The organism is uncultured Amnibacterium sp. (assembly GCF_964245895.1).
Lineage (GTDB): Bacteria > Actinomycetota > Actinomycetes > Actinomycetales > Microbacteriaceae > Amnibacterium.
The window spans coordinates 1-14,207 of sequence record NZ_CAXTOQ010000007.1 but is presented as its reverse complement, the minus strand read 5'-3'; the positions used below and the strand labels follow the sequence as shown (position 1 = coordinate 14,207).

Annotated in this window: 9 protein-coding genes; 3 read left to right on the top strand and 6 right to left on the bottom strand. The window is 73.4% G+C overall.

Annotation, left to right across the window (positions count from 1 at the left end; translation table 11 throughout):
- The first annotated feature begins 3 nt into the window (after window positions 1-3).
- Window positions 4-1,125, top strand: a complete 1,122-nt coding sequence (locus tag ACFE60_RS02190; protein ID WP_375387200.1) for an FAD-dependent oxidoreductase — start codon at window positions 4-6, stop codon at window positions 1,123-1,125.
- A gap of 142 nt (window positions 1,126-1,267) precedes the next feature.
- The gene (locus ACFE60_RS02185) at window positions 1,268-2,251 is read left to right on the top strand and encodes a class I mannose-6-phosphate isomerase (RefSeq protein ID WP_375387199.1); all 984 of its coding nucleotides are present in this window, start codon (window positions 1,268-1,270) and stop codon (window positions 2,249-2,251) included.
- A 59-nt stretch (window positions 2,252-2,310) separates the two neighbouring features.
- On the opposite strand, the gene ACFE60_RS02180 is transcribed toward ACFE60_RS02185, so the two are convergent.
- The 5 genes from ACFE60_RS02180 to ACFE60_RS02160 all read right to left on the bottom strand — a co-directional run bounded on the left by ACFE60_RS02180 (window position 2,311) and on the right by ACFE60_RS02160 (window position 9,774).
- Window positions 2,311-3,258: a hypothetical protein gene (locus ACFE60_RS02180; protein ID WP_375387198.1), complete on the bottom strand. Its 948-nt coding sequence runs from the start codon at window positions 3,256-3,258 to the stop codon at window positions 2,311-2,313.
- A gap of 432 nt (window positions 3,259-3,690) precedes the next feature.
- Window positions 3,691-5,565 carry a polysaccharide deacetylase family protein gene (locus ACFE60_RS02175; protein ID WP_375387197.1) on the bottom strand — a complete coding sequence of 625 codons (1,875 nt, stop codon included), beginning with the start codon at window positions 5,563-5,565 and terminating at the stop codon, window positions 3,691-3,693.
- 32 nt (window positions 5,566-5,597) lie between these two features.
- Window positions 5,598-7,397, bottom strand: a complete 1,800-nt coding sequence (glmS, locus tag ACFE60_RS02170) for a glutamine--fructose-6-phosphate transaminase (isomerizing) (protein WP_375387196.1) — start codon at window positions 7,395-7,397, stop codon at window positions 5,598-5,600.
- Window positions 7,397-8,419: an NAD-dependent epimerase/dehydratase family protein gene (locus tag ACFE60_RS02165; RefSeq protein ID WP_375387195.1), complete on the bottom strand. Its 1,023-nt coding sequence runs from the start codon at window positions 8,417-8,419 to the stop codon at window positions 7,397-7,399. The genes glmS and ACFE60_RS02165 overlap by 1 nt, the downstream gene beginning before the upstream one ends.
- Entirely contained in the window at window positions 8,419-9,774 is a 1,356-nt protein-coding gene (locus ACFE60_RS02160; RefSeq protein WP_375387194.1) for a nucleotide sugar dehydrogenase, read from the bottom strand. Before ACFE60_RS02160 ends, ACFE60_RS02165 begins: the two co-directional genes overlap by 1 nt.
- Before the next feature lie 262 nt (window positions 9,775-10,036).
- Here ACFE60_RS02160 and ACFE60_RS02155 point away from each other — a divergent pair, with 262 nt between their 5' ends.
- Window positions 10,037-11,350 carry a glycosyltransferase gene (locus ACFE60_RS02155; protein ID WP_375387193.1) on the top strand — a complete coding sequence of 438 codons (1,314 nt, stop codon included), beginning with the start codon at window positions 10,037-10,039 and terminating at the stop codon, window positions 11,348-11,350.
- On the opposite strand, the gene ACFE60_RS02150 is transcribed toward ACFE60_RS02155, so the two are convergent.
- On the bottom strand, window positions 11,336-14,089 hold the full coding sequence (locus ACFE60_RS02150) for an AAA family ATPase (protein WP_375387192.1): 2,754 nt from the start codon (window positions 14,087-14,089) through the stop codon (window positions 11,336-11,338). The two genes, ACFE60_RS02155 and ACFE60_RS02150, sit on opposite strands and share 15 nt — an antisense overlap.
- Window positions 14,090-14,207 lie beyond the last annotated feature (118 nt).

Here is a 14,207-nt window from a genome sequence, read left to right as displayed (position 1 = left end):
CCGATGAGCGCGCCGATCGTGGTCGTCGGCGCCGGGCTGGCCGGCGCCGCAACGGCGTGGCGACTCGCCGCCCGCGGTCGCGAGGTCGTGCTCGTCGAGGCGAGCACCCCGGCGAACGCCGGCGGCAGCTCGCACGGCAGCGCCCGGATCTTCCGGCACGCCTACCCGGACCCCCTGTACGTCGGCCTCGCGAAGCGCGCCAGGGCGGGCTGGGACGAGCTGGAGGCGTCGTCCGGCCGCCCGATCCTCACGCTGACGGGCGGACTGGACCTCGGTCCCGGTCGCGACCTCGGCGCGGTCGCGTCGGCGCTCGCCGTGCACGGGATCCGGTCGGCGCTGCTGAGCGCGGCGGAGGCGCGGGAGCGCTGGCCGTACCTCGCGGCCGACTCGCCGGTGCTGCACCACGCGGAGGCGGGAGTCATCGACCCCACCGCCGCGGTCGAGGGCATGGTCGCGCTGGCGCAGCGGCACGGCGCGGAGGTGCTGCTGGGCGAGCGCGTCGACCGGGTCGAGCACGCCGCAGGAGGCGCGGTCGTCCACCTGCGGTCCGGACGCGCGCTCCCGGCGTCCGCGGTCGTGATCGCCGCGGGCGCCTGGCTGCCCGAGCTCGCGACGGCGCTCCCGTCCGGCGTCGCGGCCCGGCTGCCGGCCCTCGAGGTGACGCAGCAGCAGGTGTTCCACTTCCCGTTCCCGCAGCAGCCGCGGCAGCCGACCGACTGGCCGGTGTTCATCTGGGGGGATCCGATGAGCGTCTACTCGCTGCCAGGCGGCCGCGACGCCGGCGACGTCGGCTTCAAGATCGCCGAGCACGACCGGGGCACGCCGACGACCGCCTCCGGCCGCGACGGCCTGGTCGACCCGGGGTCGCGGACACGGATCGTCGACGTCGTGCGGCGGCTGCTGCCGACGGTGGACGCGACGCCCTACGCGGAGGCGACCTGCCTGTACACGCGGACCGCGAACGAGGACTTCGTGATCGACCGCGTCGGGCCCGTCGTGATCGCGTCGCCGTGCTCGGGGCACGGCGCCAAGTTCGCGCCGGTGCTCGGCGAGCTGATCGCCGACGCCGCGACCGGAGGCGGATCGGTCCCTGACCGCTTCCGCCTCGCCGCCGACGCGGCCTGACCCGCACCGGTTCGCGGATCCGCAGATGTCTCGCCGTTCCGCACTTCTGGTCCGACACGCCGTGCCCGGTCGCAACGAACCGGCGTGTCGCTCAGGAACTGCGGAACCGCGAAACGAGAGATCCACGAACCCGAGGAGCGCGATGCCCGACGTCCCGATCAGGCTGCCGTCGAACCGGCCCGCCGACCGCTTCTACCGGGGCGGGCGCCGCATCACGGACCTCAGGGGCGACCCGCCCGCCGGGAGCCACGAGCCGGAGGACTGGGTGGCCTCGACCACCCACGTGCTCGGGCGGCCCGGCGTCGGTGAGACGGCGCTCGCGGACGGCACGACGCTCGCGACCGCGGTCGCCGCGGATCCGGTCGGCTGGCTCGGCGAGGCCCACGTCGCGCGCTGGGGCGCGGACACGAGGCTGCTGACCAAGCTGCTCGACGCGGGCCAGCGCCTCCCGGTCCACGCGCACCCGGACGGCGACTTCGCGCAGCGGCACCTCGGGCACGCGCACGGCAAGACGGAGGCGTGGGTGATCCTCGCCGGCGGCACGGTCCACCTCGGGCTGCGCGAGGACATCGACGAGCAGCAGCTGCGGGCCCTCGTCGACGGTCAGCGCACCGAGCGGCTGCTCGGCCTGCTCCACGCGATCGACGTGCGGCCGGGCGACGCGGTGCTCGTGCCGGCGGGCCGGCTGCACGCGATCGGCGAGGGGGTGCTGCTGCTCGAGGTGCAGGAGCCCGAGGACCTGTCGATCCTGCTGGAGTGGGACGGGTTCGACCTCGACGGAGCGAGCGACGGGCACCTCGGGCTCGGCTTCGACGTCGCGCTGCAGGCGGTGTCGCGCACCCGCCTCGATCCGGACGCCCTCGACGCGCTCGTCACCCGCGGCATCGTCGACGGCCCGGTCCTCCCGCCCGCGGCGAGCGCGTTCTTCACCGTCGATCGCCGCCCGATCGCGGGGGCCGGCGCGCTGCCGGCGGGATTCGCCGTCGTGCTCGTCGAGCAGGGCTCGGTCGTGCTCGGCGGACTCCGGCTGACCCGCGGGGCGACGGTGGTGCTGCCCGCGGGAGCGGGCGAGGTGGAGGCGTCGGGCAGCGGCGTCCTGCTCGTCGCGCGCCCGCCGAGCGCCTGAGGCGGCCCCTGTGAGGCGGCCGACCCCGAGGCGTCCGCCGAGCGCCCGAGGCGGCCGGCTCAGCGCACCCCGGACCGGGTGATCACCTTCGTCCAGGGGCCGGAGGGCACGTCCTCGTCGTCCACGAACCGCCAGGAGACCCGGTCGGTGTCGCCGTCCAGCTCCGCGAACCCGAGGCAGCCGTTGACGGCGGGCGACACGTCCATGCCGGCGCCGCCGTACCGCTGGTTGGCCGGCCGGGCGTCGTCGTGCCCGAAGACGTACGCGGCGTCGTGGTACTGGCCGGGTCCGGCGTCCTCGATCTGCGCGAAGCAGGTCCTCGAGCCCTTGCGCAGCTCGACCCACCGGTTCTTCATCAGGCTCTGGTTCCGGTCGTTCAGGATCGACGCGTACCGGGCCTCGTGCGCCCACGGGATCACGTCGGCGCGCGTCGCCAGCCCGGTGCGGTCGTTGATGTCGTCGAACGGCAGGTCGAGGTAGAAGGGGTTCTCCTTCGGCGTCATCGACGTCGGGAACCAGTCGTTCGCCGCGGTCCGGCGCTCCGTCCTGCAGTCGCCGCCGCTCTGCTTGCCGTCGCAGCCGCCGTAGTCCTTCATCCACCGCGAGTTGTAGGTGGACAGCACCTGGCTGCCGTCGGAGGCGTTCGGGTCGAAGATCTCGCCGACCCAGAACGTGGTCGACACGATGTCGGTGTGCCAGGGGTACGTGGACGTGCTTCCTCCTGTCGCGGTACGGGGCGTCGCCGGCGTCCGCGGCTTCGCCGGCGTGCTGGGCTTGTGCGGCTTGGTCGGCTTGTGCGGCTTGGGCTTCTTCGTCGACGACGCGGAGGGCCGGGGTCCCACCGACGCCGGCGAGCCGATCACGACCGAGCCGCTCGCCGAGGGAGCCGGGGCGGAGGGGGAGGGGGTCGGCTGCAGGCTCGGCAGCGCCGAGCAGCCGTTCAGCCCGCCTGCCGCGAGCGCCGCGAGGAGGACCGAGCCGAGGAGGACACCGCTCAGACGCCGCATGCCGTCACTCCTGCTCGTCCGTGGTTCCGCCGGACGTCGTCCGCGCCGGCGCGTTCCCCATGTCGTCCATCGCCCCATCGTCGGGCACGGGTGCGCCGTCGGCGAGGAGGGGCGACTCGCCGATCGTCGGCGTGGCGCGAGCCGTGAACGGTGCCGCGCCCTCGGAACCCGCGTGGTTGCTGGGAGGAACGGCCTGGAGCACCCGTCGGCCCGCCCCTCCGACGCTTCCGGCGGCCGGAAACCAGGGGGCTCGGACGGCGAGCCGCGACTCCCGCTGCATGGGATGACCGCCTTCGGACGGAGGTGGACGGGTACGGGGAGGGGAGGGAGCCCCGCGCCGCACGCACCACTCGGTCCTCCCGGGCGGGGGCCGGGAGGACCGAGTGGGGTGGAGGCGCGCCGGTCAGGCGGCGCGTCGGGGGGTGCGGGCGGTCACGGCGTGGCCGTCTCGCCGCCCGCGGTCGCCACCGCGTCGGGGACCTGGACGGTCCCCTTCTTCTCGGCGTTGTCCGGCACCAGCGAGCTGGTGTTCGGCACGACCTCGGTGGTCGACGTCGCCGCCGGCGTGATCGCCGGAGCACCGACCGTGTCGTACATGGCCCAGTCGTCCGTCACCAGGGTGCCGTTCGAGAAGAGGTTGAGCCCGTACGTCAGCCCGGTGGATCCCGCGGGGATCGTCGGGGTCGTCCACTCCGCCAGCGCGTAGGTGTCCGAAGCGGCGAACCAGGGGCTCGACGTCCAGTACGTCCACTTGCCGGTGGAGTCGCGGAGGTAGACCGCGAACTGCGTGACGGCGCTCGAGGTGTACCACTCCCGCAGGGAGTAGGTGTGCCCCGGGACGACGGTCGGCGCACACTGCCCGAGGTCGAGGATCGGCAGCAGCTTCGCGTCGCCGTCGGCGTAGTTCGACACGGTCAGCGTCTCCGCCTTGGTGCCGGTGTGCGCCGCGCCCGCCCAGGAGAACGCCGGGGTGTTCGCTCCGTAGCCGCCCTGCTGGAAGCAGGTCGGGTTGTTGTAGAGGGAGTCGAACGTCTCGAGGCTCGGGTTCGTCGCGATCGCGTTCACGCCGGGACCGGCTGCGTCCGGGTAGGCCGGCTGCACGAGCGGCTGGACCGGCTTGTTGATGACCTGCGCGACCGTCTTCACGGTGACGTTGTTCGCCGGGTTGGCCGACGTCTGCGCCAGCCACTGGGCGAACTGGCCGAACAGCGCCGACGACATGTACGGGTCGGGGCAGGTCGCCGCGGTGCAGATGTGGTGGAAGGTGTACTGCACCCAGCCGCCCGTCGACTTCGCGTTCGTCACCAGGGACTGCAGGTCGGCGAGCGTCCAGTTGGACTCGACCTCGTCGGACGCCGCGGTGATCAGCGGGCTGGCCGGCGGGATCGTCTCCGCGACGGAGCAGGTCGGGCAGCTGTACGGCGACTTCAGGTCACCGAGGCCGCGGGCGCTGTTGTAGCCGCAGCTGCCGGCGATGGACTCGACGGACGCATTCGTGCTTGCGAAGGGGTAGGCAAAGTCAGTCACGACGTTCGCACCAATGATGTTCGTCAGGTTCACCCGGTCGAGGCAGATCTGCCGCTTCGCCTCCGCCGCGCTGATCGACGGCAGGTCGGGGTGGCTGACCGTGTGGCCGCCGATCTCGTTGCCCGCCGCGTACAGCCCCTGCACCTGGGACGACGTCATGTAGCCCGCCGCTCCGAGGAAGCCGGAGTTGATGTAGAACGTGCCCTTCAGGCCGGCGGCGTTCAGCGTGTTGGCCGCGGCGATCTGGTCGTCGTCACCGTCGTCGAACGTCAGGCTCACCACGACCGGCTTCGCCGTGGGGGTGGGCGTCGACGTCGGCGTCGGCGTCGGCGTGGGCGTCGGCTTGGGCGTCGCGGTCGGCGTCGGAGTCGGCGTGGGGGTCGGCGTGGGGGTCGGCGTCGCGGTCGGCTTGGGCGTCGCGGTGGGGGTCGGCGTCGCGGTGGGCTTGGGCGTCGCCGTGGGCGTCGCGGTCGGCTTCGGCGTCGCCGTCGGGGTCGCCGTCGGCTTGGGCGTCGCGGTCGCGGTGGGCTTCGGCGTCGGCGTGGCCTTCGCCTTGAGCGCCGCCGCGATCTTCTCCAGCAGCAGCTGCAGCGCGGACTTCGGGGCCGCGGTGGTCGTCACCGAGGTCGACGTCGAGGCGGCCGGGGCCGGGGTCGGCGGCGTCGCGGCGACCGCCGCGGGCGCCAGGCCGCCGACGGCGAGGCCGACGACCAGGACGGACGCCGCGCCGAGGCTGAGGACGGTCCTCAGCCTCCGGCGGCTGGGGGGACGGTGGGTCATGATGCTCCTTCTTCGGGTGGAACGGCATCGGGTCACGAGACCGTGACGGACTTCGCGAGGTTGCGGGGCTTGTCGACGTCGAGGCCGAGCGCGACCGCGAGCTCGCGGGCGAGCAGCTGCATCGGTACGACGCTCTCGAGGGGCCCGCACGGCTTGAAGCCGTCCGGGCGGGGGGCGTGCAGGCTGCGGCCGATCGCGGGGATCGCGGCGCCGGAGCCGCCGATGCCGATGATGCGGCCGCCGCGGGCGGCGACCTCGGCGATGTTCCCGGCGATGCGCGGGTCGTCGCAGTCGACCACGACCACCGGCGTGCCGGACTCGACCAGCGCGAGCGGGCCGTGCTTCAGCTCGCCGGCCGGGTAGTGCTCGGCCCAGCGGTAGGTGAGCTCCTTCAGCTTCAGCGCGCCCTCGGCGGCGTACTCGACGCCGGTGCCGCGACCGAGGAACAGGAACCCGCTCTGCCCGAGCAGGTCGGGGATCAGCGCCGGGATCGTGTGCTTGCCGACGCTGAGGGCCTGCGCGAGCAGGTCCGGCATCCGCAGCAGGTCCTCGCCGACGGTCACCGCCCGGGAGCGGGCCATGCGGCCGCTGTCGGACAGCGCGGACAGCGTGATGGCCGCTCCGGTCAGCACCTGCGCGATGAACGTCTTCGTCGCCGCGACCCCGATCTCCTGACCGGCGCTGCAGTCGACGACGGCATCGGCCCGGCGCGCGAGCGTCGAGTAGGTCGCGTTCGTGAGGGCCAGCAGCGGCAGCCCGGCGAGGCCCGGCTCGTCGATCGCGGCCAGGACGTCCGCGGTCTCGCCGGACTGGCTGATCGCGATGACCAGCGTGCCCGGGCGCAGCACCGCCTCCGACGCCTCGCTGGCGATGATCGTCTGCGCGGGCACGCCGCCGAAGCGGCGCAGCGCGGAGGCGATCACGCCGCCGGCGTTCAAGGAGGTGCCGCAGCCGACGATCGCGACGCCCGTGAACGGGGCGAGACCGAGGTCCCGCCACAGCAGGCCGCTGGCGATGCGCCCGGCGACCGCGTCGAGGATCCTCGCGGCGACCTCGGGCTGCTCGTCGATCTCCTTCGACATGTAGTCGGGGTGACCCAGCCGCTCGGGCTCGTCGTCGTTCCAGTGGGCCGGGATGGGGGACGCGGTCTCCTCCACGAGGACCGTGCCGTCGGGGCCGATCTCCATCACCGTGCCGTCCTCGAGCACGTGGAAGGCGTCGACCCACGGGGCCACGGCGCGGATGTCGCTCGCGACGAACCAGCCGTGGTCGGAGCGCGCACGGACGAGCGGCGCCTTGTGGTTCGCCGCGACGAGCCGGCCGGACGTCGTGTCGAGCACGACGATCGCCCAGGACCCCTCGAGGCGCTCGACGGCGAGCCGGACGGCGTCGATGAGGTCCTCGCCGAGGGCGAGGTGGCGCTCCACCAGGTGGGCGATCACCTCGCTGTCCCCCTCCGAGGCGAACACGTGGTCGTCGTCGGCCAGCTCCGCCCGCAGCACGTCGGCGTTGTCGATGATCCCGTTGTGGACCAGCGACACCCGGCCGGTGCAGTCGGCGTGCGGGTGCGCGTTCGCCTCGGTCACGCCGCCGTGCGTCGCCCAGCGGGTGTGGCCGACGCCCGTGCCCGTCAGGCGCGGGCCGCGGTAGTCGGCGATGCGGTCGCGGAGGCCCTGCAGCCGATCGACCGACCGGAGGCGGGCGACACCGCCCGCCTCCGTCGTGACCGCGATCCCGAGGGAGTCGTACCCCCGGTACTCGAGCGCCGCGAGCCCGCGGAGCAGCACGGGTGCCGCCTCGCCGCTCGTGACGCAGCCGATGATCCCGCACATCAGGAGGTCGCCACCTGCAGGTCGGCGCCCGCCTGCGACATCACCCAGTCGTCCTCGTCCACGCTGTTCAGCAGCCCGGCCGCGACGCCCGCGATGATGTCGTCGATGCTGGTCTGCGGGTCGAACCCGATCAGCTCGCGCGCCTTCGCGTTGTCCGGCACCCGGCGCCGCATGTCCTCGTAGCCGGGCGCGTAGGCCTGGTCGTAGGGCACGAGACGGATGCCGCTGTGGCTGCCGGTGATCTCGAGGATCCGCGACGCGAGGTGCAGGATCGCGATCTCGTGCTGGCCGCCCAGGTTGAACGCCTGGCCGACGGCCGCCGGCGTCTCCGCCAGCCGCACCACCGCGGGCACGATGTCGTTCACCGAGGAGAAGCAGCGCGTCTGGCGGCCGTCGCCGAACACCGTGAGCGGCTCGCCGCGCAGCGCCTGGCCGACGAGGTTCGGCACGACCATGCCGTACCGGCCCTTCTGCCGAGGGCCGACCGTGTTGAACAGCCGGACGATCGTGACCTGCAGGCCGTGCTCGTCGTGGTACGCCTTCGCGAACGACTCGTCGATGCCCTTCGCGGCCGCGTACGTCCAGCGGGACTTCAGCGGCGAGCCGAGGATGCGGTCGGCGTCCTCGCTCAGCTTGTCGGCGGTGTTCTTCCCGTAGATCTCGCTCGTGGAGGCGAGCAGGAGGGGGACGTCCTTCTCCGTGCAGGCCATGAGGATGTTCTCGGTGCCGTGGATGTTCGTCCGCAGCGACTGCAGCGGGTGCTCGACGATCAGCTTCACGCCGACCGCGGCCGCCAGGTGGAACACGCGGTCGACGCGGCCGACCGCATCGTTCACGGCGACCGGGTCGAGGATCGACCCGATCTCGACCTCGAGGCCCGGGTGTCGCCTGCTGGTGCGCAGGTTCGACAGCGAGCCGGTGCTGAGGTCGTCGAGGACCAGGACCTCGTCGCCCTGCTCGAGCAGGTGCTCGACGAGGTGACCGCCGATGAAGCCGGCGCCGCCGGTGACCAGGGTGCGCATCAGATCGCCGCCTCGGTGACGACCCGGCGAGCCGGGTAGCGGGTGTCGAGCACCGTCTGCGACGGCGTGATCCAGGAGAGGTCGACGTCGCGGTGGGAGGTGTGGATCAGCACGAGGTCCGCGCCGAACGCGGCCGGGTCCGTCGTGCCCTCGAGCTCGGCGCCGGACGGCAGCCGCAGGGTGTCGAAGTGGTGGTCGAGGTAGCCGATGCGGGCACCGTTCTGCTCGAGCCGCTCCAGGATCTCCAGGGCCGGCGACTCGCGCAGGTCCGCGACGTCCGGCTTGTAGGAGACGCCGACGACCAGCACCTTCGAGCGGCGCAGCGACGCGCCGTTGGCGGCGAGGCGCTCCTTGGCCTGCTCGACGACGCGGCCGGGGCGCTGGGCGATCTCGGTCATGGTCCGCTCGATGAGCGGGGCGTCCACGCGGTCGCGCTTCAGCTGCCACAGCAGGTAGTGCGGGTCGCACGGGATGCAGTGGCCGCCGACGCCGGGGCCCGGCCGGAAGGCCATGAACCCGTAGGGCTTCGTCGACGCGGCGTCGATGACGTCGTTGACCTCGATGCCGAGGTGCTCGCAGATGTCGGAGAACTCGTTCGCGAGCGCGATGTTCACGGCCCGGAAGGTGTTCTCGAGCAGCTTCGTCATCTCGGCGGCGGCGAGGGACCCGACCTGGTGCACCTCGAGCGCGTAGCGCTGCAGGAGGTCCACGGCGGCCGCGCGGCACTCGGCGGTCGCGCCGCCGACCACGCGGGGGACCAGGGACTGGTCGAACGCGTCGTTGCCCGGGTCGATCCGCTCGGCGCTGAACGCGACGAACAGGTCGGTGCCGGCGCGGAGGCCGCGCTCGCGCAGCGGGGTGACCAGGAAGTCCTGGGTGCAGCCCACGTAGGTGGTGGACGTCAGCATGATCGTCTGACCCGGCACGGCGTTCGCCACGACGGTGTCGCACGCGCTCCTCAGGATGCCGAGGTCGGGCACCAGGTGCTCGTCGACCGGGGTCGGCACGCACACGACGATCGCGGCGGCCTCCCGCAGGCGGGAGGGGTCGTCGGTCAGCTGCAGCGCGTCGCCCTCGAGGGCGACCGCCAGCCGGTCCTGGTCGCGGGTGAGCAGGTCGGCCTTGCCGGCGCGGATGGTCGCGAGGCGGCGGGCGCTCACGTCGAGGCCCAGCACGCGGTTGCCACCGGTGTGGTACGAGATGGCCGTCGGCAGGCCGACGTAGCCCAGGCCGACGATGGCGACGTCGTACGCGAAGGTGGGTGCCTCCGCGACGGGGGTCACGTGGTCGGCGGGGTGGAGGACGACACCCGAGGTGTCGCCGGTGACACGGGGCGGGTCGGCGAAGAGGGTCAATGGGTTCCTTCCGGGCAGGACAGACGGATGCGGGTGAGGCATTCGGGGAACGACGGTCGACGACTTCGGGCCCGGCCGGAAGACGAGGGGCCCGGTGTTGCGGGATCGCGGCGGCGTACCTGCGGACCGCAAGTCCGCATGCGGGCCGGTGCGGTCCGCATGCGGTGCGGTGGCGGAATGGTCTTCGTACGCTCGCCCGGACGTCCAGTCCGCGCGCCCGAACCCGAATCGGCCGTGGACGTAGAAGAGGGAGGGCCGACCCATGGCCTCGCACCAGCTGATCACCGCTGTCGTGATCGTCCTGCTCATCGCCGGCATCTCGATCCCGTTCTGGTCGCTGGTCGGTGTCGGCCGGGCGTTCCGGCGCCACCGCCCGCTCGCGCTCGGGGTCGACGGGGTGCCCGACCGCACGGACGTCGCGATCCTCATCGCCGCGCACAACGAGGAGTCGGTCATCGCCGCGACGCTGCGCAGCGCGACGCAGCAGGTGGACGCCGGCCAGATCTTCATCGCGTCGGACGGGTCGACCGACCGCACCTCCGCGATCGCGCGGTCGTTCGGGGCGAACGTGCTGGACGTCGAGCCCAACCGCGGGAAGGCGGGGGCGCTCGCCGCCGCGATCGACCACTTCGCGCTGGCGGAGCGGTTCGAGGTCGTGATGCTGCTCGACGCGGACACGAAGCTCGCCCACGACTACATGGAGACCGGCCTGCCCCTGTTCGCCGCTCCGGATGTGATCGCGGTCGCGGGCACGGCGGCGACGAACCCGAAGCCGAAGGCGCCGGGGCTGCTCGCGCAGGTGCTCGTCGCGTACCGCGAGCGGGTCTACATCGTGTTCCAGTACCTGCAGAAGTTCGGCCAGGCCGCCCGGTACGCGAACGTGGTGCCGATCGTGCCCGGGTTCGCGAGCATGTACCGATCGCGCGTGCTCAGCTCGATCGACATCACGGCGAAGGGCCTCGCGATCGAGGACTTCAACATGACGTTCGAGGTGCACGCGAAGAAGCTGGGCCGCATCGAGTTCCGGCCGGGGGCGGCCCTGGCCTACACGCAGGACCCGGCGACGTTCGCGGACTACTCGAAGCAGGTCGGCCGCTGGTCGCTCGGCTTCTGGCAGACCGTCAAGCGGCACCGCTTCCGCCCGACCCGGTTCTGGGCGTCGCTGTCCGTGTCGATCGTGGAGCTGGTGATCGGCTGCCTGTCGTTCCTGCTCGTGGTGCCAGCCGTCGTGATCTCGTCGATCGCGTCGTTCACCGTCGACAGCGGCATCGATCCCGGGTTCGGCGCGGTCGTCAGCGAGGCGCTGCCGGTCCCCGTGCTGGTCACCGGGGCGCTGGTGCCGGACTTCCTGATCACGATCGTCGCCGCGGTCATCGCCCGCCGTCCGCTGTTCCTGCTGCTCGGCCTCGTGTTCCCGCTCGTGCGCTTCGTGGACGCCGCCCTCTGCCTCCACCGGCTCGGCGTCGCGCTGTTCTCCCGGTCGTCGGGCGTCTGGGTCAGCCCCGCCCGCCGGGCGATCATCGAGGTGCTGGAGGAGGAGGCGCTGCCGGTGCCGGCCGGCTCAGTCGTCCACTGAGCCGGATCCGCCCCGGCCGTCGCCGGGCCAGCCGTCCGGCAGCAGCGAGAACAGGTGCGCCCGGGACCGGGCGTCGAACTTCCGGTAGATCTGCGTCAGCCGCAGCTCCACCGAACGCAGCGACATGAACAGCGCGGCCGCGATCTCGCGGTTCTGCGCGCCGCGCCGAGCCATCCGCAGCACCGCCAGCTCGGTGTCGGTGAGCGACGGCATCTCCCGCGTCGCGCCGACGCCGGGAGCGGAGGGGGAGCGGATCAGCTCGGCCCAGGCGGTCGCGCCGAGCCGGCTGAACGCCTCCGCCGACGCCTGCTGCTCCTCGCGCGCCATGTCGGTGATCCCCGCCCTGGCGGCCGCGAGCCCGGCGATCCCGTGCGTCCGGGCGCGCTCGAACGGCAGCTCGGCCCCGTCGAAGGCGAGCAGCGCCTCCGTGAACGCGGCCTCGACGTCGTCCGCCACCATCGCGCGGCAGCGGGCGAGCACCACGGTGCCCCAGCGGGACGGCGCCCGCGCCACGCCCTGAGCCAGGCGGTCCGCGATCGCGACCGCGCCGTCACGGTCACCGGTGCGCCAGAGCGCCTCGACCAGGTCCGGGTGGACCCAGAGCAGCGCCGGGTTGACGTCCGATCGCGCCTCCACCACCGAGCGGAGGCGGGCCGCGGCGCCCGCCGGGTCGCCCTGCAGCAGCGCGGCGGTGCCGCGCAGGCGGGCGATCGACTGCAGCCCGGTCCGACGGCGCCGCAGGTCGCTGTCGTCCTCGCACGAGCGGATCAGCGCCTCGGCGTCGTCGAAGCGCTGCTGCTGCAGCGCGATCCACGCGAGGGTCGTCCGCTCGATGAAGGAGCGCGGCCCGGGGGAGCGCTCGAGCCGGTCGGCGAGCTCGATGGCCCGGCCGATCTCGCCGGCGCGCAGCTCGTTCTCGACGGCGAGGACCTGCGCCCGGACCGACCACAGCGATCGTGCGCCGTGCCAGCCGCTCATCAGGATCGCGAGGTGCTCGCGCGCAGCCGCGTTGCGCTCCTCCCACATCAGCGCCAGCGCGGCGGCGACGCGGATCTCCACGTCGGCGTCGGCGGGCACGCGCTCGTGCCGCACCGGCCGGTCGCCGCGGCTGCCGCTCCGCAGCGCGGTGCTGAGCCGCTCGACCCAGTGGTGCAGCGATCGTCCGTCGGGATCCGGGGTCGAGAGCAGGCCCGCGGCGTGGACGCGCTGGACCCCCTCCTCGAGCGCGCCGTCCATGAGCAGCAGCAGGCCCGCGAGGGAGAGCAGGTCGGCGCACTCCTCGGGCAGGTCGATGCGGTACCGCCCGACGAGGGCGTCGACCGCCTCCATCGCGAGGTCCTCGTGGATGGAGGCGCGGACCACGAGCTCGAGGCGCGCCCGCTGGAACGCCTGGCGGCGGGTCATCACGGCGCGGTCGGAGGGCAGGTGCCGGCTCGTCAGCTCCGCGCAGCCGTGGAGCAGCAGCTCGCGTGCGAACTCCAGCTGCTGCTGCACCGGGCTGACGACGCCGGCGAGCCCCAGGGCGCGCTCCGCGACCTCCAGCGCACCGGCCGTCTGGCCCTTGCGCAGCATCGAGGCCGCGGCGGCGTACAGGGAGGAGGAGGTCGTCGCGTCCAGCACGAGGTGGCTGCGATGCCAGTCGCGCAGGTCGGGATCGCCGCTCGCCTCCGCGTCGGCGGCAGCCGCGTGCGCGGCGCGCCGGGTGGCGGACGTCATCTCCCAGTACAGCTGCGACCGCAGCTCGGGCAGCGGGATGGAGACGAACCCGCTCTCCCGCGTCACGAGGCCGCGGGCGATCAGGTGCTCGAGGTGCTCCGGCTCGGGCTGCAGCAGCTCGGGCACCGCCTGCATGGACACGATCGGCGCGGTGGCGATGCGCTGCAGCTGCTGCCACTCCTCCGCCTCGAGCCCGAGGCGCACCTGGGCGATCGCGGTCTCGCGGGGGTAGGCGGCCGGCAGCGGCACGGTCAGCGGCGCACCGCCCGAGCGCTGCGCGGGGGTGAGGCGCTCGAGGTGCTGCGTGAGCACGCCGGGGACGCCGCCGCTCAGGCGGGCGACCAGGTCGGTCGTCACGGGGTCGATGCGGCGGTCGGGCAGGGCGCCGGCGATCGACCGCAGATCCTCCTCCGAGAGCGGGTCGAGGCGCAGCGTCGGCAGGTCGGCGTAGCGCTCGTGCACGGCGGGCCAGGTGATGCCCGCGAGGACGCGGACGAGGCTGCCGGCCAGCCGCACCGCGAGCATGGCGATCGCGTCCTGGCTCTCCTCGTCCTGCAGGTCGAGGTCGTCGATCAGGACGACGACCGGGTCGACGGCGGCCTGCTTGACCGCCGCGATCAGGCCGAGCGTGCGGAGCAGGTGCTCGCGGGATCCGATCTCCGGCTGCGGAGCGTCGTCGCTCAGCAGATCCGCGGAGGACTCGTCGATCGCCGAGAGCACGGTCGCGAACCCGGTCCACGGGTGGCTGGTCGCGACGGTCCGGCTGCGCACGAGCACGGTCTGCTCGGGGCGCAGCTCGTGCAGGCCGCGGATGAGGCTCGTGCGGCCGCTGCCGCGCGGGCCGGCGAGGAGCAGCACCGGCTCGCTGCGGTCGTCGATGAAGCGCTGCAGGTCGGACAGCTCGCCGGCTCGGCCGACGAGCGCGTCGGTCCGCCCGACGGGTGCCTGCGGCGCGGTGCTCGGAACGGCGTCCGTCCACGACGGCAGCCGGACGATCTCGGCACCGCTGGAGACGCGGCTCACGCGGGGACGCCGAACGTGAGATGGGTACGGGTGTGCTGCACGGGGGCCTCTTCACGGCCGGGCGTGATCCGGGTAGATCACCAAGGGGGGCTATCGCGGCCGTGTGTTCGTCGGAACG